The 24,771-nt window shown below is 61.1% G+C and carries 18 protein-coding genes; 11 read left to right on the top strand and 7 right to left on the bottom strand.

Features of this window, described 5'->3' with window-relative positions:
• The first annotated feature begins 41 nt into the window (after positions 1–41).
• The 6 genes from CW305_RS18025 (at position 42) to CW305_RS18000 (ending at position 12,415) form a co-directional block, all read left to right on the top strand.
• A complete protein-coding gene (locus tag CW305_RS18025; protein ID WP_045786216.1) occupies positions 42–1,028 on the top strand; it encodes an AAA family ATPase in 987 nt (328 codons plus the stop codon).
• A gap of 30 nt (positions 1,029–1,058) precedes the next feature.
• Positions 1,059–3,416: a S8 family peptidase gene (locus CW305_RS18020; RefSeq protein WP_104098546.1), complete on the top strand. Its 2,358-nt coding sequence runs from the start codon at positions 1,059–1,061 to the stop codon at positions 3,414–3,416.
• Positions 3,416–5,212, top strand: a complete 1,797-nt coding sequence (locus CW305_RS18015) for an AIPR family protein (RefSeq protein WP_104098545.1) — start codon at positions 3,416–3,418, stop codon at positions 5,210–5,212. The genes CW305_RS18020 and CW305_RS18015 overlap by 1 nt, the downstream gene beginning before the upstream one ends.
• Before the next feature lie 10 nt (positions 5,213–5,222).
• Positions 5,223–6,938, top strand: coding sequence for a site-specific DNA-methyltransferase (locus CW305_RS18010; protein ID WP_104098544.1), 1,716 nt, complete (start codon positions 5,223–5,225; stop codon positions 6,936–6,938).
• Positions 6,938–9,673 carry a DEAD/DEAH box helicase gene (locus tag CW305_RS18005; RefSeq protein WP_104098543.1) on the top strand — a complete coding sequence of 912 codons (2,736 nt, stop codon included), beginning with the start codon at positions 6,938–6,940 and terminating at the stop codon, positions 9,671–9,673. The genes CW305_RS18010 and CW305_RS18005 overlap by 1 nt, the downstream gene beginning before the upstream one ends.
• A gap of 114 nt (positions 9,674–9,787) precedes the next feature.
• On the top strand, positions 9,788–12,415 hold the full coding sequence (locus CW305_RS18000; RefSeq protein ID WP_104098542.1) for an AAA family ATPase: 2,628 nt from the start codon (positions 9,788–9,790) through the stop codon (positions 12,413–12,415).
• 91 nt (positions 12,416–12,506) lie between these two features.
• Here the strand turns inward: CW305_RS18000 and CW305_RS17995 are convergent, their stop codons facing one another.
• The 7 genes from CW305_RS17995 to pilL2 all read right to left on the bottom strand — a co-directional run bounded on the left by CW305_RS17995 (position 12,507) and on the right by pilL2 (position 18,614).
• Positions 12,507–13,256, bottom strand: a complete 750-nt coding sequence (locus tag CW305_RS17995; RefSeq protein ID WP_019751248.1) for a TIGR03747 family integrating conjugative element membrane protein — start codon at positions 13,254–13,256, stop codon at positions 12,507–12,509.
• Positions 13,253–15,409 (bottom strand): type IV conjugative transfer system coupling protein TraD, encoded by a 2,157-nt coding sequence (gene traD, locus CW305_RS17990; protein WP_104098541.1) that lies wholly within the window; start codon positions 15,407–15,409, stop codon positions 13,253–13,255. The genes CW305_RS17995 and traD overlap by 4 nt, the downstream gene beginning before the upstream one ends.
• Before the next feature lie 8 nt (positions 15,410–15,417).
• Positions 15,418–15,951, bottom strand: coding sequence for an integrating conjugative element protein (locus CW305_RS17985; RefSeq protein ID WP_104098540.1), 534 nt, complete (start codon positions 15,949–15,951; stop codon positions 15,418–15,420).
• Positions 15,948–16,568 carry a lysozyme family protein gene (locus tag CW305_RS17980; protein ID WP_104098539.1) on the bottom strand — a complete coding sequence of 207 codons (621 nt, stop codon included), beginning with the start codon at positions 16,566–16,568 and terminating at the stop codon, positions 15,948–15,950. Before CW305_RS17980 ends, CW305_RS17985 begins: the two co-directional genes overlap by 4 nt.
• Positions 16,553–17,272 (bottom strand): TIGR03759 family integrating conjugative element protein, encoded by a 720-nt coding sequence (locus CW305_RS17975; RefSeq protein WP_104098538.1) that lies wholly within the window; start codon positions 17,270–17,272, stop codon positions 16,553–16,555. The genes CW305_RS17980 and CW305_RS17975 overlap by 16 nt, the downstream gene beginning before the upstream one ends.
• Before the next feature lie 86 nt (positions 17,273–17,358).
• Positions 17,359–18,006 carry a hypothetical protein gene (locus tag CW305_RS17970; protein WP_003294122.1) on the bottom strand — a complete coding sequence of 216 codons (648 nt, stop codon included), beginning with the start codon at positions 18,004–18,006 and terminating at the stop codon, positions 17,359–17,361.
• The gene (gene pilL2, locus CW305_RS17965) at positions 18,003–18,614 is read right to left on the bottom strand and encodes a PFGI-1 class ICE element type IV pilus protein PilL2 (protein WP_024162450.1); all 612 of its coding nucleotides are present in this window, start codon (positions 18,612–18,614) and stop codon (positions 18,003–18,005) included. Before pilL2 ends, CW305_RS17970 begins: the two co-directional genes overlap by 4 nt.
• A 303-nt stretch (positions 18,615–18,917) precedes the next feature.
• Here pilL2 and CW305_RS17960 point away from each other — a divergent pair, with 303 nt between their 5' ends.
• The 5 genes from CW305_RS17960 to CW305_RS17940 are packed head-to-tail and all read left to right on the top strand — an operon-like array spanning position 18,918 to position 24,754.
• Positions 18,918–19,283, top strand: a complete 366-nt coding sequence (locus CW305_RS17960) for an XRE family transcriptional regulator (protein ID WP_023124346.1) — start codon at positions 18,918–18,920, stop codon at positions 19,281–19,283.
• Positions 19,276–20,187, top strand: coding sequence for an ABC-three component system protein (locus tag CW305_RS17955; protein WP_011805431.1), 912 nt, complete (start codon positions 19,276–19,278; stop codon positions 20,185–20,187). The genes CW305_RS17960 and CW305_RS17955 overlap by 8 nt, the downstream gene beginning before the upstream one ends.
• Positions 20,184–20,429, top strand: a complete 246-nt coding sequence (locus CW305_RS17950; protein ID WP_003294127.1) for an ABC-three component system middle component 6 — start codon at positions 20,184–20,186, stop codon at positions 20,427–20,429. The genes CW305_RS17955 and CW305_RS17950 overlap by 4 nt, the downstream gene beginning before the upstream one ends.
• Positions 20,426–22,189, top strand: a complete 1,764-nt coding sequence (locus CW305_RS17945) for an ABC-three component system protein (protein WP_003294130.1) — start codon at positions 20,426–20,428, stop codon at positions 22,187–22,189. Before CW305_RS17950 ends, CW305_RS17945 begins: the two co-directional genes overlap by 4 nt.
• Before the next feature lie 36 nt (positions 22,190–22,225).
• Entirely contained in the window at positions 22,226–24,754 is a 2,529-nt protein-coding gene (locus CW305_RS17940; protein WP_011805432.1) for a toll/interleukin-1 receptor domain-containing protein, read from the top strand.
• Positions 24,755–24,771: the final 17 nt, after the last annotated feature.

Raw genomic sequence — 24,771 nt, 5'->3', positions numbered from 1 at the left:
ACCAAGCCGCGGTTGAAGCGCGCCACGAATTGAGGAGAGATATGGCTAGCGGAAAATTGTTGCGGCAACTTATCAAATCTGGAGTTCATGGCGATGCCGCGGCTTTTCGTTCGGCATCCGAGGCTGTTATCAAGGAGGAGCGAGAAAAGAATCATCACCTGCTCGCTAATGATCTCGAACGCCTGCTTTATGGCGATCAGACCTTTGCCGGGAACAGTAGCCGCAGGTCACACAGCCTTTCCGGTCTGCCAACAAACAAGGACAACGGTCTTGCGCTGCTTGAAGAGCGCGCGGTTGTGCGAGAGGAGAAAGACATTGTCCTGTCCGATGCGACGCAGTCGGCCCTGGACGAAATCCTAATGGAGCACAACCGGGCCGACACATTGCGCTCCTACGGCTTGCAGCCTGCGCAGAAGCTGTTGTTTTGCGGTCCTCCAGGTTGCGGCAAGACCTTGGCTGCTGAGGTCATTGCCAACGCCGTGTCCATGCCGCTCGTTCTGGTTCGCCTGGACTCGGTGATTTCATCTTTTCTCGGAGAAACGGCTGCCAATCTGCGCAAGGTCTTCGACTATATCGCGCAGCAACCCGTCGTCGCGCTGTTTGACGAGTTCGACGCACTGTCCAAAGACCGTGGTGACAGTGGCGACCATGGCGAACTCAAGCGCTCCGTCAACGCAGTCCTGCAGATGATGGATAGCTATCGGGGGGAAAGCATCCTCATTGCCACGACCAACTACGAAACGTTGCTCGACAAGGCTATTTGGCGGCGCTTTGATGAAGTCGTGCACTTCGAGATGCCGAACTTAGAGCAGATCAAGCGTCTGCTCGCGCTCAAGTTGTCAGGGATACGGCGCAACTTTGAAGCTGATGATGCGAAAGTAGCTTCGCTGTTCAAAGGCATGTCGCACGCGGATATCGAGCGTGTCCTGCGAAGGGCTGTCAAGGAAATGATTTTGTCTGGCCGCGAGTTTCTGGAAAAAAACCATCTGAATAACGCGCTTGCCCGCGAGTACCGGCATAAGGACTAAAAATAAATACAGAAAGGACGGAGCGACGGCATGGCCTATGAACACTTGCGCCTGGAACGGGAAACACCGATCAATCTGCGTCATCCGCGAAAGTATGGGGGCGGACTCCAACCGGAGAATCCGCGTGCATATGGTGCAGAGCTTTCAAATAAGCTCCGAGATGCAAAATCCCGTATTTTGGATCCTGAACAAGCAGATATCGGCGGCTTCGATAATCGAAAACTGCTAAAGATCCGGTTGCATGCTGGGGATAAGAGTGTTCCTCCCTTTGATGCCATCCCTGGTGTCGAGATCGTTAGTCAAGAAGACGAGGCGGTTGTTCTGGCTTTCGCCACCGAGGAAGGCCTGGCTGAGTTCGAACGGCGTTTGGCATCGTTGGCGCGCGACGGTAGCGTTACACGAAAGGAGCTGCTGTACGCCATCGAGGACTTCGACCACTGGACACCGGAAGACCGCACTGGCAACGCTCTCCGCGAACAGGGATTTCCCGCACGGGCGCCATTCACGCTTGATATTGAGCTCTGGCCTCAGGAGCGGCAAGACAAGCGTCAGGCCATGTTCAGCGCCTTTGTGGCCTGGTTGCAGGAACGCGGTATCGAGAAGCTGGATGAGCTTCAGCAACCTTCACTCGTGATGCTGCGCGTGCGCTGCAACCAGCAACAGGCAGAACAGCTTCTGCGCCATCGGGACATTCGCACGGTGGACTTGCCGCCTCGCTTGGGCGTTTCCGTTCAGCTGTTGATGACAGACATCAACCTGTTTCCAGCTGTCGATCCACCGCCTGCCGATGCGCCTGCGATTGCGGTTCTCGATTCAGGCTTGACCTCAGGTCACCCCCTGCTTGCCGCTGCTGTCGGCGATGCTCAAGGCTATCTGGAGCCGCATCGAAGTGTTCATGATGCCGAACCGTGGCATGGCACCTTCGTCGGTGGACTTGCGTTGTACGGTGATGTCCATGGTGCCATTCAGCAGCGCCTATTCGTGCCGCAGCTGCGCCTGTTCTCGGGCAAGGTGTTCGAACAGGAGAATCAGACCGAGTTTGTCGAAAAAGCGGTCGAGGAAGCGGTGCGCGATCTGCACGAACAGTACGGCTGCAAGATTTTCAACCTCAGCTATGGCGACCTGAATAAGGTCTACGACGGTCGGCATGTCCGGGGACTGGCCTATACCCTGGACCGTCTGACACGCGAGCTGGGCGTGTTGTTTGTGGTGCCGACGGGTAATTTGCAGTCCTATCAACTGCCGCAGGACGCTCGCGAGCAATACCCCAACTACTTGTTTGAAGAGCAAGCACGGCTTCTGGACCCCGCCACGGCGCTCAATGCCCTTACGGTGGGCGGCATCAGCCTGTTCGAGGCTACGCGCGATGCGCAGAGATATCCTGACACCATAGAAGATCACATCCTGGCACGGGCGAACCAGCCTTTTCCTTTGACGCGGCGCGGGCCATCCATCAATGGGGCCATCAAACCGGATGTGGTCGAACATGCTGGCAACTTCGCTTTGCTGCGTAATGGCGCAGTACCTCACCACGCAAGAAGGGGGCTTGGAGTCATATCGCTAAATGGTGGATTTGCCGCGGGGTCACCTTTCTCGGAAGACATCGGCACCAGCTACGCCGCGCCGCTGGTGGCCCACAAAGCCGCGCGCCTGCTGGCCGCAGTGCCCGATGCATCGCCGAACCTGCTGCGTGCGTTGATCGGCGCACACGCGCGTTGGCCTGAGGCTTGCGAAACCTTGCTTGGCCCAGGGGACAGGTCAGAAGGACGTGACCGGCTCCTGCAACTCATTGGTTACGGCCGGGTGGATGATGCAGCACTCTACCGCTCGCTCGATCACACGGTGACCTTGCTGGCGGAAGAACGCATCGACAACGACAAGCATCACTTCTTCGAGCTGCCTGTGCCGGACAGCTTCTGGGCCAACGGGCGCCGTACCCGCGAAATTACGGTGGCGCTGGCCTACAGTCCCGATGTGCGTACGACCCGGTTGGATTACCGCCGCACGAAACTCTGGTTCAACCTCGTGGTAGCCGACAGCCTGGATGACGTGACTCGTGCCTTCCAGCGCAACCGGGAAGAAGGTATGGGGGAGCACAGCAATGGCCGCTGGCTATCCAACGAGACGCGCAAAAATGGCACGTTGCAAGTCTCCCGTTGGGAGTTCAGGCAAGTACCTGTGCGGGGCGACAAAGTGTTTGTCGTGGTTACCCGGCAAGACAGTGCGTGGTCACACGATGAGCATCGAGCCGAAGCAGAACCGTACGCCTTGGCTGTGGTGCTGGCCGATAGGGAGCAGGCCAACGCCCAGCTTTATGCGCAAGTACAGGCCAAGTTACAGGCCCGTGCTCAGGCGCGCGCGCGCGCTCGTATTGGAGGGATGGGCTGATGGCAGCGCTCGAATCTCACTACATGGAAATTCTGAAGAAGTTGTTGGCCGCGCGCTTCGTGACTTTTCTGCCCCCATTGCTGGATACCACCAAGCCGGCCGACCAGCAGCAGACCAAACAGCTATCGCGAGCGTTCAGTGCCTTTGCACTGCACAAGCTGCTAGACATCACACCACAAGCGTCCGCTGCTGCCGTGGTTGACGATTTCAACGACAAGGGGTTGGATGCAATTTACTACCATGGTCCGACGGAAACGCTCTACCTTGTGCAAGCCAAACTCAAGGAGTCCGAGCAGTTCAAGCAGGAGGATGCGCAGGCCTTCTGTAGCGGCATCCGCCTGCTTCTGAAGCAGGCCTTCGACAGGTTCAACGCGAACGTCCAAAACCGTCAGGTTGAAATCGAAAGTGCGCTCGATACATGCAGTCGCATCAGGCTGATCGTGCCCTATACCGGAGATGGCGTATCGCAGTCGGCCCTCGATGAACTACAAGAGCTGCTGAATGACGATGATCTCGACGAAGAGCGGCTCGACAAGGAGGTGATTTACTACACATCAGTTGAGATCACCCGCGACTTGCTCGCCGAAAAGGCCTATAAGCCGGTTAACACCGAAATCACCTTGCATAAGTATGGGAAAATCGAAGAACCACGTAAGGCTTACTTTGGTATCGCACGACTGAATGATCTAATAGATTTGCATAGAAGAGAGGGCAAGGCGCTGTACGAGCGGAATATTCGCTACTTCCTCGGCAGCCAAACCGATGTTAATCAGGCCATCCATGCAACGCTACGAGACGAACCCACCAGCTTCTTTTATCTCAACAACGGCGTAACAGCCGTTTGCGACGAGATTGAACAGAAGGGAAGGAACTCCGATAACGGGTCTCGGAAGTTCAAGGTGCGTGGCCTATCCATCATCAACGGCGCGCAGACGGTCGCGTCTGCTGCCGAGTTTGTGGCTCGTCATCCGGACAGTGACATCAACGACGCTAAGGTAATGCTCACCTTGATCAAGGCTCCGGCAGACAGACCATTCGGCAAGCTTGTCACCAAGGCGCGCAATCACCAGAACCCAGTACAGCTCGCCAACTTCACTGCGCTCGATGAGACTCAAGAACGACTGCGGCAGGAAATCGCCCACCTCGGTTTGGACTACCGTTACCGTCCCGAAGCAGCGGGTACCGGTACCGAGATAATCACGCTGGAAGAAGCATTAAGGGCCTTGACCTCACTGCAGAACGATGCACGTTATGCCGTGTGGCTAAAAAGTGAGCCCGGCCGGCTGGCTAATCCCGAGACTGCCGAATACCGGGATCTGTTTGCGTCCAAGGTGAGCGGAGTGGCACTGGTCAACGCTGTGCTTTGCCATCGGGCCATCCGTACCCTTGTTGTCGGATATGAGCAGAACGCTGCGGCGCGCAGCCAGGAACGCCTGATTTATCGGCACGGCATTCATGTCATCACGGCGGTGATGATGAAGCGCCTGCGCAGCCGCATTGGCAAGGAGGCCGTCATTGACCCCGCGACCATTCCCGCGCTGATCAGCCAGCCGCTCGATCAGCTCCGGCAGCAGACCTTCGACCTCGGGCAGCAGCGCCTGCTGGGTGAAGGCCCGTTGGCTTTCTTCCGCAACCAGGGAAACGTCGTGGCCTTTATGGTCGATCTGATGGAAACACATTTCGACCTGGGTTCTGATCCGGCCATAGCGCCACTACGCAATATTCAGAATGCAGCGGACGCGTATCCGCGCAAGCGCCTGATCGACTACTTGTCGCACCGGGCACCGCAACTGTGAGAGCAACTTCATGAGCAAGCAAAAACTAGAACTCACCTGGATCGGCAAGGAAAAGCGGCCCAAGCTGGAGCCGCGTATCCTGCTGGAAGACCCGGAAAAGTCGTATCACGCCAAGCATCGCGTCTCCGACAACGACATCTTCGATAACCGGCTGATCTTCGGGGACAACCTGCTGGCACTGAAGGCGCTGGAGCAGGAGTTTTCGGGAAAGGTGAAGTGCGTCTTCATTGACCCACCCTACAACACGGGCAGTGCGTTCACGCATTACGACGACGGGCTGGAGCATTCCATTTGGTTGGGTTTAATGCGGGATCGCCTGGAGCTTATTAAGCGACTACTGGCGGACGATGGCTCGCTGTGGATCACGATTGACGACAATGAAGCCCATTACTTGAAGGTTCTTTGTGATGAGGTCTTTGGCAGGGCTAACTTCGTCGCCAACTGCTTGTGGCAAAAGGTGTACAGCGAGCGCATGGATGCCAGAGGATTTAGCGTCTCCCACGATCATCTACTCGTTTATCAGAAGACCGACGCATTTTTCCCAATCCAGCTGCCCAAAGAGCAAAATGCAGCGCAATTCGGCTTCTTCGACAAAAAGGCAAACAAATATTACCGGCGTCGCTCCCTTCGAAAAGAAGGCTCGGAGTCGCTGCGTCAAGATCGACCTTCCATGTGGTATCCAATTCCGGCACCAGATGGAAAAGATATTTTTCCCGTAAAGCCAGACGGGACTGAAGGTCGATGGCGCTGGAAGAAGGAGAACGTCCCAGCAAATATGGATCAGCTGGAGTTCATCCAGAAAGACGGAAGGTGGGAGATCTATGTCAAGCAATACCTTGAGGAGAGCCCAACTCGTCCGCCATCTACTTTCTGGCCGAACGAGGAGGTTGGCCACAACCACGAGGCAAAGCTGGAAGTTCGTGCTTTCAACAACGCTGATGTGTTTAGCACGCCAAAGCCCGAACGACTACTCAAGCGAGTTTTAGAGATTGCAACCAATCCAGGAGACTTGGTACTCGATTCCTTCGCTGGTTCCGGCACCACCGGCGCGGTGGCCCACAAAATGGGCCGCCGCTGGATCATGGTGGAACTGGGCGATCACTGCCATACGCACATCATCCCGCGCCTGAAGAAGGTGATCGACGGCGAGGACCAAGGCGGTATCAGTAAAGCCGTGAACTGGAAAGGTGGCGGTGGCTTCCGCTATTACCGCCTTGCCCCCAGCCTGATCGTCAACGATCGCTGGGGCAATCCGGTCATCAATCCGGAGTACAACGCGGCGATGCTGGCCGAGGCACTGGCCAAGCTGGAGGGCTTCACCTACGCGCCATCAGAAACGCACTGGTGGCAGCACGGCCACTCCAGCGAGCGCGATTTCATCTATGTCACCACGCAGAACCTGTCCGCTGAGCAACTGCAAGCCCTGTCCGATGAAGTCGGCCCGGAGCGGAGCCTGCTGGTGTGCTGCGCCGCTTTCCACGGAGTCACGGCGGCCAAAGCGGCGGAGCGGTGGCCGAACCTGACGTTGAAGAAGATCCCGAAGATGGTGCTGGCCCGCTGCCATTGGGGCCGTGACGACTACAGCCTGAATGTGACCAACCTGCCGATGGCGGAGATTGAGAAGGCTGAGCCTGCGGCCACGTTCGATAACAGCAAGAAGATCAAGAACAAGAACGCGGCCCTCGCCAACGCGGGACAGGGCGGCCTGTTTGGGGAGAACGAATAATGAACGCCCGCGTCCTGCACGCCGTCACCGGCCGTCTGTCTCTTCGTCCGCCCCAGGCGGAGTCCCTCATCAAGCTCGCTCGCGCGCTCGATGCTGCGCCCGAGCTATTGGGTCACGAGCGTGATGTCTCGGCCATTCTCTCCACGTTGAAGGCAGAGTTCAGCACGCTGGAGGACTTCGAGCGTGAGTTCCCGTCGCTGTGCTTTGCGCTGGCCACGGGCGTGGGCAAGACGCGCCTGATGGGGGCCTTCATCGCCTACCTGCATCTGGCGCACGGCATCAACAACTTCTTCGTGCTTGCACCCAACCTGACGATCTACAACAAGCTCATCACGGACTTCACGCGCAACACGCCGAAGTACGTGTTCAAAGGCATCGCTGAGTTCGCGCAGCAACCGCCGCTGATCATCACCGGCGACAACTACGACCAGACCGGCGCGGCGGTGGGCGATCAATCGATCGGCTTCGCCCACGACGTACGCATCAACATCTTCAACATCTCCAAGATCAACTCCGAGGTACGCGGAGGCAAGGAGCCCCGCATCAAGCGGATGAAGGAAGTGCTGGGCGACAGCTACTTCAACCATCTAGCCAACCTGTCTGACCTGGTGCTGCTGATGGACGAGTCGCATCGCTACCGGGCCAGCGCCGGCGTGCGTGCGATCAACGAACTCAAGCCGCTATTCGGTCTGGAAGTGACGGCGACGCCCTTCGTGGAGTCCAGCCGAGGGCCCGTGCCGTTCAAGAATGTGGTGATCGACTACCCGCTGGCGCGGGCGATGGAGGATGGCTTCGTCAAGGAGCCGGCCGTGGTCACTCAGCGCAACTTCGACGCCAAGGCGCACACGCCCGAGGAGATCGAGAAGACCAAGCTGGAAGATGGCGTGCGCCTGCACGAGACGACCAAGGTTGAGCTGCTCACTTATGCCCGCGAGAACGGCGTCAAGCCGGTCAAGCCCTTCATGCTCGTCATCGCCCGCGATACCACCCATGCGGCACAACTTCTGGCGCTTCTGGAGTCGGAAGCCTTCTACGAGGGGCGCTACCAGGGGAAGGTGATCCAGGTCGATTCCAGCCGCACCGGCGCGGAAGAAGAAGAGATGATCACGCGCCTGTTGGCAGTGGAGAGCGTGGACGAGCCGACCGAGATCGTGATTCACGTCAACATGCTCAAGGAGGGCTGGGACGTGACCAACCTCTACACCATCGTTCCACTGCGCGCCGCCAATGCCCGCACGCTGATCGAACAGTCCATCGGGCGTGGCCTGAGATTGCCCTACGGCAAGCGCACGGGCGTCGCGGCGGTGGATCGCTTGAACATCGTCGCGCACGACAAGTTTCAGGAGATCATTGACGAGGCCAACCGCGGCGACTCGCCGATTCGCCTGAAACAGGTCATCCTCGATGCGCCGAGCACCGACGACAGGAAGGTCAGCGTGCAGGTCCAGTCCGGGGCAGCGGCGCGCCTCGGTCTGACGGAAGCCCCGGTCGTGGTCACGGGGGCTTCAGCCACTCACAGTGGGGCGGAAGTCTCTGTGCCCCAACCGGTGTTCAGCACTGAGGCGGAGAAGCAGGCCGCGCGTATGGTCATGGACGTCATTGGCAAGTACGAGGTCAAGCGCGATCTGGTGCCCACCAGCAGCGCGCTGCTGAAACCCGAAGTGCAGAAGGAAATCCTCGCGGAGGTCGCGGAGCGGTTGAAGCCGCTGCAAGGCGAATTGCTGGCGGGCTTGGATGAATCAGCCTCCGCTCTTGATTTGTCCGCCGTGGTGGCGAAGACAACGGAGATCGTGGTGCAGCAGACCATCGACATCCCGCGTATCGCTGTGGTGCCGACTGGTGAGGTCACGACGGGCTTCCACGCCTTCAAGCTGGATGTGAGCCAGCTCCATCTCCAGCCGGGTGAGCGCGAGATCGTCGGGCAGATGCTGCGCACCAACGAGCAGTTCACCCTTGCCGCCGAGGTCGGGCTCAAGGAGCAGCGCCCAGAGGACTACATCGTCCACGCGCTGGTAGACTTCGACGACATCGACTACTTCACCCACGCCGATCTGCTCTACGACCTCGCAGGCCAGATGGTGCAGCACCTGCGCGGCTATCTGTCCGAGGATGAAGCCATCAATGTCCTCGATCGTGACCGCCGCCTGATCGCGCGGGAAATCCACGCGCAGATGATGGCCCACTTCTGGGAAGAGGCGACGGAGTACGAAGTGCAGGTCAGTCGCGGCTTCACCGAACTCAAGCCGTGCAACTACACCGCTACGGCGGGCCAAACGGCTCACCACTTCCGGGAGACCGTGACTGAGACCAGTCGCATCAAGCAGATGCTATTCGGCGGCTTCGCGCGTTGCCTGTACCCGCTGCAGAAGTTCGATTCGGATACCGAACGGCGCTTCGCCATCATCCTGGAGCGCGACGCGACGAAGTGGTTCAAGCCTGCGAAGGGGCAGTTCCAGATCTACTACAAGCTTGGCACCGAGCAGCCGGAGTACATCCCCGACTTCGTGGCCGAGACGGACGCGACCATCCTCATGGTAGAGACGAAGGCGCGCGCCGACATCAACACCCAGGAAGTTCAGGCCAAGGCCGCTGCCGCCATGCGCTGGTGCAAGCACGCGTCCGATCACGCGGCGAGCGTAGGCACCAAACCCTGGAAGTACCTGCTGGTGCCCCACGACGATATCAACGAGTCGAAACGGCTCGCGGATTACCTGCGCTTTGAGGTCAAGGCGTAATTGAGTTGCCCTCGATCAAGTTCAGTAAGCAAAAGCGATTCCGGCGCGGCACCCAGGAGGCGGAGATTCGCCGCTTCGCGGGCATGATGAACCGGCAGGGAAGAGGAACAAGAAATGCAGAAACCCGCCGCACAGCAGAAGACCGTCCTGGAGACGATTCTGGACTGGTCAAAGGATCGTCCACTCTGGCAGCGTGACGCCCTGCGCCGCATCATCGCAAACGGCCGTCTGACGGACGCCGATATCGGCGAACTCGTGGACCTTTGCAAACAGGGCAAAGGTGCACCCGTAGGCGCGCTGAAAGCGGTACCGCTGGAGAAGGCCCACCTCCCGGCCAACCCCGGTCAGACCGCTGCGGTATCGCTTCTGTCGATCGCCGACGTGACCGGCGTGAACAACCTTGCTGCCGGCCAGACCCTCGGCTTCGAGCCGAATGGAATTACGATCATCTACGGCGACAACGGTGCGGGCAAGTCCGGCTACGCACGCATCCTGAAGCGTGCATGTCGTGCAAGGCATGCCGGAAAAATCGAACCCAATGTGTATGCCGATCAGCCCCCGAAGCGCGTCGGCGCGAACATCGCGTACGCGGTCGGCGGTGTGCCGCAGCCGGTCGAACAGTGGCAGAACGGCACAAATCCGCATGCAACGCTGTCTGCAGTGAGCGTGTTCGATAGCGACTGCGCCTCAGTGCATATCCGCGAGAAGAACGAAGTTGCATTCCGGCCCTTTGGTCTGGACGTACCGGATGAGCTTGCTGCAGCCTGTCAGGCGGTGAAGGATGCTCTCGCAGCTGAACAGAAGCAGCTTGAGAAGGCCCGCAATCCGATCTTTGCGGCGCCGACCTGGAAGGCCACCACGGCCGTGGGGAAGGCGCTTGCCGCGCTGAACGCCAACACAGACGCAAAGAAGATTGAAGCCCTGGCGGCGCTCTCGGCAGACGAAAGCGCCCGTCTTGAGCGTCTGCGGGAAGACCTGTCGAAGAATCCGACCAAGGCAGCGGCGGAACAGACCGTCAAAGCCGACAACGTCATGCGGCTGATTACCGTGGTGAACAGCGTTGCAGCCAGAACCACCGATGAGGAGCTGCTGGCAGCCGCTGCCCTCGCCAAGGACGCACAGTCGAAACGGGACGCTGCACGTCTTGCCGCGGAGAAGGCCTTCACGGGCGAACCCCTTGCCGGGGTCGGCGGCGAGACATGGCGGGTGCTTTGGGATTCCGCCCGACGCTACTCAACGGAGATCGCATACCCCGGACAGCCGTTTCCGCCGTGGGCCGAAGACGCGCATTGCATGCTTTGCCAGCAGCCATTGGAAGCTGAGGCACGTGCACGAATGGCACGCTTCGAGGACTTCATCCAGAAGGACACGGAACAGCTGGCACGCGAGGCAGAGAAGGCAGCTCAGACCGCACGTCAGACCATAGCTGCCGGAGCAATCGGCACGCGGGCGGTGAAGGCCAGTCTTGATGAGCTGGGCCTCCAGAATGAGGCGCTGCAGCAGCAGACGCGCCGCTTCATCGCCGCAGCCCGGCTGCGGCGCCACGTTCTGCTCAAAGCCCTGGGCGGAAACGGCGAGGTACAGCTTCCGCCCGTTCCACAGTCGCCGCTGCCTGATCTCAGCCAGCTTCAGACCACGATCCGCAACTACGCCGCCGAACTGCGCAAGTCCGCTGACGCGGACGAACGCAAGAAGCTCGAAGCCGATTTCGCCGAGCTGAGCGACCGCGCGCTGCTCGCCGGCATGCTGCAAGTCGTCACTGACGAAATCCAGCGGCTGAAGACCATCCGGTTTCTGACCGAGTGTGCGGGCGATACGGCGACGAACACCATCACCAAGATGGGCAATGACATTGCCGACACCGTGATTACGCCTCGGCTGCGCGACAGATTTCAGGAAGAGATTGTCAGGCTTGCGGCCTCGAAGGTTCGCGTCGAAATCGTGCGCTCCGGCGGCAAGTACGGCTCACCGCAGTATCAGGTGCGCCTCTTCGCCAAGCCGGATGCCAAGGTCCACGAAATCCTGAGCGAAGGGGAAAAGACCTGCGTGGCGCTGGCCGCCTTCATGACCGAGCTTGCCACCGCGATGCACCGCTCTGCTCTGGTCTTCGATGACCCGGTGTCCTCGTTGGACCATCGCTGGCGTGGGCAGGTGGCCAAGCGTCTCGTGGAAGAAGCGGAGAACCGTCAGGTCATCGTCTTCACGCACGATCTGGTGTTTGTGAACGATCTGAATGACCACGCGACGAAGACCGGGCGGGCAGTGCGGCTCACGACGCTCAGTCGTGGCGCCGCGGGAGCCGGTATGGTGGCCGACGGCCTGCCCTGGAAGGCCCAGAGCGTCGAAGATCGCATCGACAAGCTGGAGAAGGCGGCGCGTGCGGCAAAGCTGCTGCATGACAACAACCAGGAAGATGAGTACGCGGTCGAGGTCGCAAAGCTCTACAACGCGCTGCGCGCCACATGGGAGCGCGGCCTGGAGGACATTGCTTTCGTCCGCGTTATTCAACGCCACAGGGACTACATCAATGCCAAGGACCTGAAGAAGGTCAGTACGCTCACCGAGGCTGACTGCGATGCTTTCGCCGCCGGATTCAAGAAGTGCTGCGACATTGTTGACGCACACGACCCATCCAGCGGCAGGAATGCCGCGCCGCCGCCACCTACTGATCTCTTTCAGGACATCCAGGCTTTGAAGGACTGGGCCGCGTCTCTGCGAGACAGACAGAAGAAGATTGCTTGAAACGTATTCGTTCACGCCAATGCTGACGTACTTGACGAAGCAGAGAACCGAAACTATGGAATCGTTCAACTGACTTGGCGCAGTGCTGCAGCTACAGATACTTCTTGAACGTCGCCGCCGCAATGCATACCGCCACGCCGAGCAGCACGGCGCTGGGCAGCAGGATCAGCAACGGGTTCACGCTGACCGGCAGTGCCAGGTAAGTCACCCACGGCAGCACGGCCAATGGGATCAGGCTGGCCCTGGCGCGGTGATAGATGAACCCCGATTCGCGTCCCGCGCCGAAGCGGCGGATGTCCCGGCGTACCAGGCCGTCGACCAATCCGACGAAGGCGGCCATCAGGAACAGCGGCAGGGTCAGGCACAGCACCAGCAGCCGCACGAGGAAGACCAGCGTCGTGTAGGCCGCCGCGATCAGGTAGCTCTCCACGTTCACGTAGACCAAGCCGATGTAGTAGCGGAAGTCCTTGGTCGGGCGATGGCTGCCGGCGCTGGCCTGCGCCGCGGCGTCGCGTATCCAGTCCAGCAGGCCGCTCTTCACGAACAACCAGTCGTAGCCTTGCTCGACCAGCCGGTGCGCGGTGCGCCCCGGCTCCTGCACCAGCGCGCTGCGCGTGAAATGCGTGGAGAGCTGATCCAGCTCGTAGTGCAGCATGCCCTGCGCGTGGCGCCAGCCCTGCTCGGGCCAGAAGAAGTGCATGCCGACGCATTCGATCAGGATGCACAGCAGCAGCGCGCCGCACAGCACGCCGAAGAAGCGGAACGGCAGCGTGACCAGGCCGGCGATCAGCCCCTGCTGTCGTTGCTGCTGGCGCTGGGCAGCGACGGCCGGATCGCTCATGCTTCGGCCTCTTCAGCGGCGGCCATCTGCCTGAAGTCGTCCAGCAGGTCGTCGGGCAGCGCCTCGTCCTGCAAGCCGGGGATGCCTTGGTTCTCCCACCAGTCTCCTGCCTCGACGTAGTGCTGCCGCATGTAGCCGGCCAGCTCCTGCAGATCCTTCGGCATGGCTTCGTCGGGGTCGGGTGCCGGCAGCGGCATGCGGACTTTCCAGAGGTTGCCGCCCTCGATCAGCGCGAAGCACTGCCCCTTCGGTAGCGCCACCACATGCGCGGGCTCGATCAACGGCACGCTGGTCGTGCTGATGCGGTCCTGCGTGTTGGACGTGAACGCGGTATTGCCGTGCGGGTCGGAGCTGTCGGTGGCGCCGCTCATCAGTGCCGTGGCGTACACCTCGACCTTGGGCAGTTGTCGCGTCAGCAGCTCGGCGGTGGCGGTCTCGCGCACGCGCAGCATGAACAGGTTGTTGAAGTTGCCGACCACCTGACCGGCCTTGGCACGATTGCCGATGCGCGCCTCGATGTCGCTCAAGGTCTGCGTGTAGGCCGTCACCTGCACGCCGGCACCGCCGCCCTTGTTGACCATCGGGATGAACTCGTCGCCCATGAGTTCATTGAATTCGTCGGCGTGGACGTTGATCGGAATCTTGGCGCCCGCCGCGGCGCCGGGCAGCCCGTCATCGATGCCGAACTTGTAGATGTGGCCGGCCACCGAGACCAGGTCGCTGAACATCGAGTTGCCCACCGCTGCCGCGACTTCGGCGTCGGACAGCGCATCCAGCCCCACGTAGACCACCGCGCGCTTGCGGATGACCTGCATCCAGTCGAAGATCGGCCGCGGGTCGGACAGGTCGGAATAGTTCGGTGCGAGCAGTTGCGCGATCTTGCCGGTGGTGAGCTTCTCCAGCAGCGGCAGCAGCGAAGCGACGATCTTGTCGAAGTACGTCCGGTCGTAGCGCACGGCGCTGCGCAGGCCGTCGAGCACCGGGTCATAGATGCGCACCTGGGACAGGTACTGTTCGAGGGCCACCACGCGCTTCTCGCGCCCGATCATGTTGCGCGGGATGTTCTTCTCGTTGAGCTTGCCTTCGAGCTGGACGATGACCTCCCAGGCCTTCGGCTCGTTCTTGGCGAAGTAGTGCTGGGCGTACTCGATGAACAGCGCGTCGATGTTGATGACGTGGCGCTGGATCAGCAGGTAGTCCGGACGCTGCCCCAGCTCGACCAGGGCGCGCGCGATGATGTTGACGAAGCGCCAGGCGAACTCGCGGAACGCCGCGCTGTTGCCCTCGCCCGAGAGCTGTCCGGCGATGCGCGTGGCCACCTCGGAGATCCGCCCGAACCGGCCCACGGCGTTGTAGCGCGCCGAGATGTCGGGCCAGCCCAGATGGAACACGTAGAACTCGCCTTCGCGCCCGGCGCGCTTGGCCTCGACGTACATGCGCTTCAACAGGTCGGCGTCGCCCTTGGGGTCGAAGACGATCACCACCTCGTGCTCGCCGCGGACCTTGCGGCGGATGTCCTGGGTGATGAACAGCTCGGCCAGCCGCGTCTTGCCCACGCGCGTGGTGCCCAGCACCAGGGAGTGGCCGACGCGCTCGCCCAGCGGCAGCGTGACGTCGACCTCGTGCGGCTCGATGCCATGCAGGCGTGGCAGTCCGCCGACCGGCGGCAGCGGTCGCGCCGGGTTGAGCGGGCTGTCCCAGGCCAGCGCGCGCGCCAGTGTCGAGACGGGAAACGGCGCGAACTCAAGCCGCTCCTCCAGCCGCCGGGCGGCCCGGTAGATCGCCGTCGGCTCGACATAGCGGCGGAACCCCGGCCGGTAGGTCTGCATCAGCCGGTGCGTGTGCCGCTGCTCCCAGCGAAAGCCTCGGCCGACGAACAGCCGCTGTTGGCTCACCGGCACGTCGCGGCTGGTCATCACGTAGCGCGGCAGGCGGCGGATGTTGCGGCGATAGCGCAGGATCGCCCAGGCATCGCGCAGGCGAATCGCGCCGAAGATCAGGAAGGCCAGTGCCGAGCCCAGGCCGAGCAGCGGGTTCAGCGCGAGCGACCACGGTGCCACCAGGCACAGAATCGCGGCGCCGGTGCAGACCGCCACGGTATGAAGCTCCACCGCTGGCCGCAGCAGAACCTCGACCGCATGCGGTTGGGCCATTTGCGCACCTACTGCTCGACGCCGGTGGACGTGATGAGCACCGGGTAGTGGCGCAGGCCCAGGCGCTGGGCCAGGTCGTCGCCGGAGGCCGGCGAGAGGCTCAGGCCGGGAGCCAGGCTGCGCAGCGCCGTCAGCGCGGCCATCGACTCCACGTTGACCACCAGGCCCACGGCCTGCAGCTCGCGCAGCGCGGTCTGCCGCTGCCGCAGCCAGGCGCGCGAACGCTCGTCGTCGCCGATCAGGAACAGCGCCGTCAGGCCCGGCGCCCGGATGACACGGCGCTGCACCTCGCCCGGCGACAGTTGCGTCGAGCGCACCGGCAGCATGGCGGCTTCGGCGTCGGCCGCGTTGCCCACGCGAGGGGCCGGCATCGGGGCCGGCGGTGTGGCCTGATCCGGCTGAGGATTCAGCGACCGGTAGTACGGCAGCGCGGAGTCGCCGCCGCGGTCTTCGACGACGATCAACGGCGCGGAGGCGGTCTGCGCGAAGACGGTGGTCGTGGGCAGCAGCCCGATGGCGGCGATAAGGACGATGTGGTTCATGGCGTGGTGGCCTGGAGGGTTGGAACGGGAACGCCGGCGTCGAGCACGCGGGTCAGGTGCCGATGCACACTGCGCCGGTAGCGCGCCGCGGGTGCTCCGCCGGCGGGCCGGTGATAGCGGCCGATGGCAAGCAGCCAGTCCTCGCCCGGCGTGTGCTGTTCGCGCAGGATTTCCGCAGCAATGGCGAGGTTGCGGTACGGGTCCAGCAGCTCGCAGGGCTGCGTGTAGCGATGCGTGTGGTAGCCGAGATTGACCTGGCCGAGGCCGGCGTCGATGCGATTGGCCGGCGTGTGGGCGAGCGCACGGTGCAGCCCCGCGCAGGCCTCGGCGCGGGTGGCGTAGCGCTGCGGCGTGCCGGCGACGTTGAGCGTCCACGGCCAGGGGATCAGGCGCCCGCGCAGCATGGCGCCGCTCTCCTGCAAGGCCACCGCGTAAAGCACCGCCGCCGGCACGTCTGCACGATGCGCCGCCAGTCGATAGGCCGGCGGCGGCACTTCCCGCGCCAGGGCGGCCAACGCCCAGCCGCCGGTGGCGAGCAGCAGCGCGACGCTGGCGCAGCGGATGGCGACGCGGGATGGCCGACGCTTCCGGCCCGGGGTACCTATTGCCGCTGCCATTGGCCGTTCACCTCGCGCACCACGGCCGGCAGATCGCCGGGCAGGCCGAGCGACAGCCAGCGCCCCGCATCGTGGTTGAGCGTGATGGTGCGGGCGCGCACCCTGGCCGGGTCGATGCGCGCCTGGGTGGCCCACTGCCGGATGCGCGCGTCGTCCTGACGGCTGCCGACCATGTAGAGGTCGAAGGCCGTGCCAGCCGCCTGCAACTGCTGCACGCGCTGCGCGCACGGTGCGCAGTCGGCCTTGACGAAGACGGCCAGGCGCCCGGAGCCGGTGTTGCCGGCACCCTGCGCCTTGGCGCCGGGCAGGCTCACGCGCGGCTGGCCGGGAAACAGGCGCTGCCACGCCGCGTCGTAGGCCCGCTGGTAGGCCAGCGTCTTGCCGACGCGCCGAGCCTCGGCCTGCACCTGCAACTCCGCGTAGCGCCTGCGCTCCTCCTCGCTGCGGGCCTCGATGCCCAGCGCCGTGAGCGGATCGAGCTGGGGCGAATAGACCCCGAGCGGCCCCTGCATCAGTTGCCGGTAACGTGCCCACTCCTCGGAGCGAAGCCCCCACTCCCGCGCCTGTCTCTCGTCGAGCGCGGCATCGGCGCCCGGCTGCACCTGGGCGGGCACCATGCGCGAGTTCGTCACCGGGGCCGGCTGGGCGGATGCGCCGAAGGCGGCGAACAGGACGACGGCAGCGAGCAACGACCGCAGGATCATGGTCAGCCTCCGCCGAGCCGCCTCAAGGAGGCTGAAGCCCCCTCGGGGGGCAGCGAACGAAGTGAGCGTGGGGGTCATGACACCTCCTACGGCACCGCGATGCGCTGCGTCTGGCCGTTCACCTGGAACACGCCCGCCTGCGCCTCGATGGACTGCAGTTGCCAGCCGCCCTCGGCATCGCCCTCACGCAGCAGCCGGGCGCCCGCGAGCGAGGCCGCGGCGGTGGAGGTGATCGACAGAAAGCGCTCGCCTCCCCGCAGCTCCACGCCGAGCACCCGGAACGGCGGCTCCGGCACCTTGGGCTTCGTCGCAACCGGAGCGCGCGCGCGAGCGGCGGATGCCACCTGCCGGGTCTTCTCCAGGCGGGTTTCGATTCCGCTCACGCGCGCCTGCAGCGTCTGCAGGTCGACGGCCAAGGCCCTCGTCTCGTCGGCCTCTTCGAGGCGCGTCATCCGCTCGTCCAGCGCCTGCCGCGCGGTGGCGAATTCGGCCTGGCTGATCGGCGCCGGCCGGCGCTTGTCCGCATCGGCCTGTTGTTCGAGATCGGCCACGCGCAGGACCAGCGCATTGACCTGCGCATCCTGTGCGGTGCTCTGGGTCTGTTCGGCGAGCCGCGACAAGCCGACGCTGTTGATGAGTGCCACGGCACTGATGAGCAGCAGCCAGAAGGCCGCGGAGATCTTGAGCCAGCGCGTGCGGGAATCGCGCTCGGATGACGCTTGGGGAAAGGTCATGGCTGCAGCTCCTCGGGCCGGTCGGCGTCCGGCACGGGCGTGGCGGTGTCGGGCCGGTCGGCGTCCGGCACGGGCGTGGCGGTGTCGGGCGGGTTGGCGGAAAGGAAGGCGGGAGCACCGCGCCGGCTGAAGCAGACCTGGCGAGTCAAGTCATCGACCGACAGCTCCCAGGCGGGGCCGGCAAGGGTCAGCAAGGCATCGCGCAGCATCAGCGGGCCCAGGCGCAGGTGTGCGGCAGGCAGCGGCAGCGCGTAGAGCGTGGCGGCCTCGGCCGCATCGCAGAGCCGGTAGCCGGAGCGCAGCAACACGTGGCGCATGGCATCGCCCAAGGTTGCGTCCGCCGTGGTGGGGATGGAGATGTCGATGACCTGCTGCAGCAGGTCACGCTGCGCGGCGTCGGGTACCAGCTCGATCAGCGTGTAGCGGCCGTAGCGGGCGATCAGGATCAGGCCCGGAGCAGGCTCGTCCGCAGCGCTTTCGATGATCCCTGCCTGTCCTTGCGGCTGTTCCGTGGTGGCGCAGCCGGCCGCCAACATAGCCCCAGCCGAAAGTAGACCGACAGTAGCCAGTCGGTGAACAATGGGGTGGAAAGGTGAAGATCGATGCATGATTCGGCTCCTGTAGCGGAGCCGACACCTTCGATGCGTGAGAAGTCGAAGGCAGCAAAGAAAGGGAACCGGCGCTCAACCATCTTCTTTCTAACCAACCAGATGATGCGCGCTATTTAATGATTAGCAATAGATGACGATTTGAGGCAGCCAGAGTGGATTGCCAACTTGAATCAGCCTCTTTCTTTGACTGCAATATAGCTTTCGGGCTATATTTCTCCGGCCGAGCTGGAGTCGATTGCATGGCTGGGTCGTGGCGGTTCTGTATCGCTGGTACCTCGATTCTGAATATGGGGAAATTTGATGGCTTTTACTCGTAACCGCGGATCAGGCGATCCGAACGAGCCGCCCAAGCCTATGGTTTCGCACGAGGTCGAAGGTTTGCGAGAGTTGCGGCAACTCGCCGGCAAGGGGCAAGCCGACATCGCATCTGCTCTGAACATCAAACAACCATCGGTATCCAAGATCGAGAAGCAAACCGACATGTATCTCTCGACGTTACGCAGCTATGTCGAAGCCATCGGGGGGGAGCTGGAATTGACTGTCAAGCTGCCAGAACGGCCGGTGCTGCGCATCCATCATCTCGGTACAGTTTCGGCTGTCATGGCGGCAAAGCTGTCGACCCGGAGAAAAAATGACGAATCGTCGCCAAGGCGGCGCCATGGATGAACTGCAGCGATCCATCTACGTCGATCGGTTCCGTTTGGCGTTCCATACCCAGAAGGGTACCGCTTTTCAGGACTGGTTCGTGCGTCTGGCGGGCTACGCCTTCGGCCCCGATTTCGAGGAGGTTCGCCCCTATGGTCTTTATGGGGATCTGAAATGCGATGGACTTCGGATTAGCACGGGCTCGGTGTTCCAGTGCTATGCGCCTGAGGCGATGAAGGAAACCGAGCTTATCGCGAAGATCAATGAGGATTTCCATGGCGCCCGCGTGCATTGGGCCGACAACATGCAGGAATGGGTGCTCGTCCACAATGATGGCCGTGGCCTGCCGCCTAACGCCGTTCAGCATCTCGATGGCCTTCGCAATGCCTACGCGCCGCTCAAGATCGCGACTTGGTCCGAGCCAGAACTGCTCACGCTCGCCATGGGCCTTGATCTGTCTGCCCTTCAGGCCCTCTTTGGCCCCGCCGCCTCAATCGCCATTGTGGACCGGCTTGTCATGTCTGATCTGGTGCCAATTATCGAGGCGCTTCAACGGCAGGAACCTAATCCGGGTGATCCACCCCTGACACCGCCCTCGTCAGAGAAGCTGGAGAAGAATGCGCTCTCGGATGAGTCCGGTCTCTTTCTGCGAATTGGTCGTCGCAAATCTGCTCTCGCCGATGCCTTCTTCCGCAAGAGCCCGCGCCCCGATCTCGGTGAGCGCATCGCCGAAGCCTTCCGTCTGCGTTATGCGGAGTTGAAGGCGCTCGACCTGCCGGCCGACACGATCTTCAGGCATCTTCAGGACTATGCCGGATTCAATGGCGAGCCCAAGCGTCAGGGCGCAGCTCTAGCGGTTCTCGCCTATTTCTTCGATAGCTGCGACATCTTCGAAGACCCGATTGCTTCCGTGGAGGCGTCATGATTCTGCCGACGAAGCATGTTCGTTCCGACCGCGCACTCATTGGCGTCGGTGCAGAAGTCCTCGACATCCTTAAGCGGCCGCTGACTATGTCGCGGCTATGGGACGAGGTGCGTGGCCGTCGCTCCCTGCACGCGCCCAATGCCCCAATTGATTACCAGTGGTTCGTCCTGTCGCTGGACCTGCTCTACATGATCGGCGCGCTTGAGTTCGATCGCGGCTTGGTGCGGAGGACTCGGCCATGATCCGACGCTTTGGAAGCGATCTCGCTTCCTTCAAGGCGCTGAACTTAAAGCCCGGCTTGAACGTCCTGCTCGCCGACAAGAGCGAAGGTGCGAACGACCGACAGTCGAGAAACGGTGCAGGTAAGACCAGCTTTATCGAACTGGTGCATTTCCTGTTCGGAGCCGATGTGCGCAAGGAGAACATTTTCCGCTCGGAGGCGCTGGCACCTTGGACCTTCGACGTCACCGTCGACATCGCCGGCGAGACCGTATCGGCCGCCCGCAGTGGCACCAAGCCTAGCCGCATCCTCGTCAACGGGGCTGTGGAATCGTGGCCGATCGCGCCGCAATTTGATCAGCGCGCCGGATTGTTCGAGCTATCCAACGAAAATTGGAAGGCCAATCTCGGGCATCTCTGGTTTGGCTTGCCCATCTCGGCCGGCGATGAGGTCGAGCGCTTCCAGCCGTCGTTCCGTTCGCTCTTCTCCTACTTTGTCAGGCGGCAAAATGGCGGCGGTTTCCAGCAGCCGATGCAGCATTCGACGATGCAGCAAAGCTGGGACCAGCAGGTCTCGATCTGCTATTTGCTCGGTCTCGATTGGAGCATTCCTGGCCGGTTCCAGGAACTGAGGGCGCAGGAAAAGGTCGCGCAGGAATTACGGAAGGCTGCCCGCAGCGGCGACCTCGGCCGCTTCTTCGGTAAGGCCGCCGATCTTCGGACACGGCTAACTATCGCCGAGGCCCACGCCAAACGACTCCGCAGCCAGCTCGAAACGTTTGAGGTTGTGCCTGAATACAAGGCACTTGAGCAGGAAGCCAATGAGATCACGCGCGAGATCGACAGCCTGAACGTAGAGAACGTGATCGATGGCAATCTCCTGCAACAGCTTCGAGCATCGTTGGCCGACGAAGACGCGCCGGATCTGGGTGATGTAACGAAGCTCTATGCCGAAGCCGGTGTCGTCCTGCCCGATATGGTACGGCGGCGTTTTGATGAGGTCGAACTCTTCCATCGGGCCATCATCGAAAACCGGCGCGCGCATTTGAATGCCGAGATCGCCTCGGCAGAGGCACGGGTTGTCGAGCGGGATCAGAGGATCTCCGAGCGCGACCGTCGGCGCCGGCAGATCATGGGAGTCCTGCGCTCCGGCGGGGCACTTGAGCATTATGTGTCCTTGCGTGAGGAAGCCGGAAGGGCCGAGGCCGAGGTCGAAGGATTGCGCCAACGGCTTGAAACCGCCGAGCGGATAGAAAGCACAAAGGCCGAACTCGATATCAAGCGAGCCAATCTGACCAAGGCGCTCCGCGACGACATCCATGAACGTAGCGACATCACCCGCGAAGCGATCCTTGCGTTTGAGTCGCTATCGGAATCCCTGTACGAAAAGGCCGGTAGCCTGACGATTTCCGAAACTGGAGGTGGTCCGCAATTCGAGGTCCATATCGATGGACAGCGAAGCAAGGGCATCACCAACATGCAGATTTTCTGCTTCGATCTCATGTTGACTGAGATCAGTTTGAAGAATGGGCGCGGCCCCGGCTTCCTGATTCACGACAGTCATCTGTTCGACGGCGTCGATGAGCGTCAGATCGCAAAGGCATTGCAACTTGGTGCTGAACGGGCGGAGGCGGCTGGTTTTCAATACATCGTCACGATGAACTCGGACGTGCTGCCACGTGAGGGGTTCAAGCCGGGCTTCGATATTCGCGCTCATGTCATGGACACGAAGCTGACTGATGCGACCGATACTGGAGGGTTGTTTGGTTTGCGCTTCGAATAGCGTCCGCCATGCAGCCAAATATACTAAGATTAAAAAATGACAAAGTTCCCAAGAGCCTTTCTATCTCACGGACATGTTGACAAACATATAGTGAGAGAAGTTGCGCGCAATCTCGGGCGCGCAGCCGTCATTTACGACGAGTTCGAGTTTTCGGTTGGCGATGAATTCCGTGATGCCATCATCAAAGGCATCGATCGATCAGATGTATTTATTCTGTTTGCAAGCCGGGCCTCGCTCCAACGAGATTGGGTTAAATTAGAAATAGAACTCGCTTCCGAAGCGCTCATCAAGAATGCACTCAGTAAGGTGACAACCTATATCGTTGATCAGGAGCTAACCCACGACGACCTTCCTGAATGGATGCGGGCAACGCTCATCAGGAAAGAGGCATCGCCGGGTCTGATCGCCACCGACATCCGGCGTATCATCAGTCAACGTCTTGGAGAGCGCATTCCGAGATACTTTGTCGGACGTAGGGCTGAGATCGAGCAATCGCTCGAAACCATATCAGGCTTCACAGATCCCAATTTCCGCCCGCCTCTAATCGTTTACGGCCTAAAGGGTATCGGCAGACGCTCGCTTGTCCAAGCGATTGCACGCGACAACCTATCCTTTGCCTCAATATTGCCAATTAACCTCCACGCGGGCGATCTCTTGCCTGAGACATCGATCCGCGTCGCCGAAGCGATTTCACCAGGGGGTATCTCCGACTTGGTGGCTTTTCTGAAGCAGCAAGAGCAAAAAGCGAAGGAGAACTTGGTCGACGAGATAACCTCTCTGTTGCGTCAGGCCTGCCAAGCGGGGACGTTGCCGATATTTGTCGACGAAGGCGCCCTAGCCGCCGAGAATGGCGTGATGAGACCCGAGTTCGATGCGCTGTACAACGCGATTTCGTCTGATCGGGATACTGACGCCATGATCGTTTCAAGCAGGAGGCTGTATCGACCTGCCGAAAACCCGTGCCCGTCCGTGCGCGTCCCCGAACTTGATCAAACATCAACGCAGAATCTGTTGCGTATCGCCGGACGCGACGTCGGCTTGGTATTCGATCGAACCGCGCTTACGGCAATCGCAACCTACGCTCGTGGCTATCCTCCCGCTGTACGATTTATTCTTGATGAGGCTCGGCTTCGCGGAATCTCGCAAGTCGTAACTGATCAACGTGCATTGGTGAATTTTAATGCCGAACAGTTTCTCCGGCACTTAAGGGAGAACAGATCGCTAACACCGAGCATGCAGACGATCCTGCAGATCCTATCAAGCTTCAGCCCTCTCCCACTTCAGGTCATTGTGGCGTACTGCGCGCAAACGTCACACGATACAAGCGATGATCTGAACTTCTTACTTGACCTCGCGTTTGTTATGCCTGCCGGAATGCACTATCGCATCTCAGAGCCCATCCGTGATGCAGCATACAGAGCATTTGGCGGACTTCGCGTCGATACCAGGAAAGTGGCCGAGCTTCTTGAAGCGTACCTGGCAGATGAGCCTGACGATGACGCACGACTTGATCTCGGGCAAACGATTTTCCGAGCCAACCTCCTTGCAGGAAGCCAGGCTGACTCTCGATTCGCGATTGGATTTGCCGCAGATCTGATCAACGTAGCAACTAGGAGCTATCACGATCAAGACTACGACCTCGCTATCAAGTACGGTTCGTCTGCCTTGGACGTGCGGCCCGATAGCGTTGATGTACGACGCTATGTCGCGCAAGCTCTCATTCGGAAAGAGCGATATGATGAAGCAGAGCAGCATATCAGCGAGCTGCTTCGCCTCGGTGAACTTAAGGAGGCGTACTACGTGCGGGGCTTCGCCGCGCGACGGAAGCGAGAGTATCCTGAAGCGATCGAGGCTTACAAGAAGAGTCTCGCCAATGGCCGCCGAGGCGTCGCCATCCACCGGGAACTGGCAAGCTGCTTTTTTGAAACGGGGGATCTTCCAGCCGCCGAAGAGTATATTCGTCAGGCCGAGCAGCAGTCTCCGCATAACCCATATGTAGTTGATTTGAAATGCACGATTGCGCTTAGGCTTGGCGATCTCCCTACTGCTGAGCGCGCCCTTGAGATCCTTGACCGCATTGATTCAAGTGGATTCGCTGAGCATCGCCGCTCCACCTTCGAACAAGCAAACGGGAGCCCTGAGGATGCACTACGCTTCGCCCGTATCGCTGACCAAAAGATAGCCCACCCTCCCTTTGAGGTTCTCGCCAATTTAGCGAACTGCGAGATCGAGGCAGGAGAGTGCGAAGGCGCTTTGACCACGCTCGGGCGACTTCAGAAACGATTTGGTGCCATCAACCACGACGCTCAGGTTGGGCTACGGTGCAAATACGAAATCCGATTTGGTGAGGTCGAAGCCGCTGAAGGACTCTGGAGTCGGCTTCGCGACACAAGTACGCCCGTTCACCGAGGCCTTCGTCTGGCGATACTGAACCGCAAGCAAGCGCAGAGTGGACTGACGGTCGAAGAAGACGCCGAACGAACTCAGCTGATCGAGTATCAATCGACGGCAGAGCTTGAGCGTAACATGCGGTTAATCGGCTCAATGATGTCTCAATCTGAATAATGGGTTGGCGCTCACGG

Origin of the sequence: Stutzerimonas kunmingensis, assembly GCF_002929225.1 — a bacterium.
GTDB lineage: Bacteria > Pseudomonadota > Gammaproteobacteria > Pseudomonadales > Pseudomonadaceae > Stutzerimonas.
Note: the sequence above shows the minus strand (reverse complement) of the source record. Positions and strands in the feature narration are given on the sequence as shown.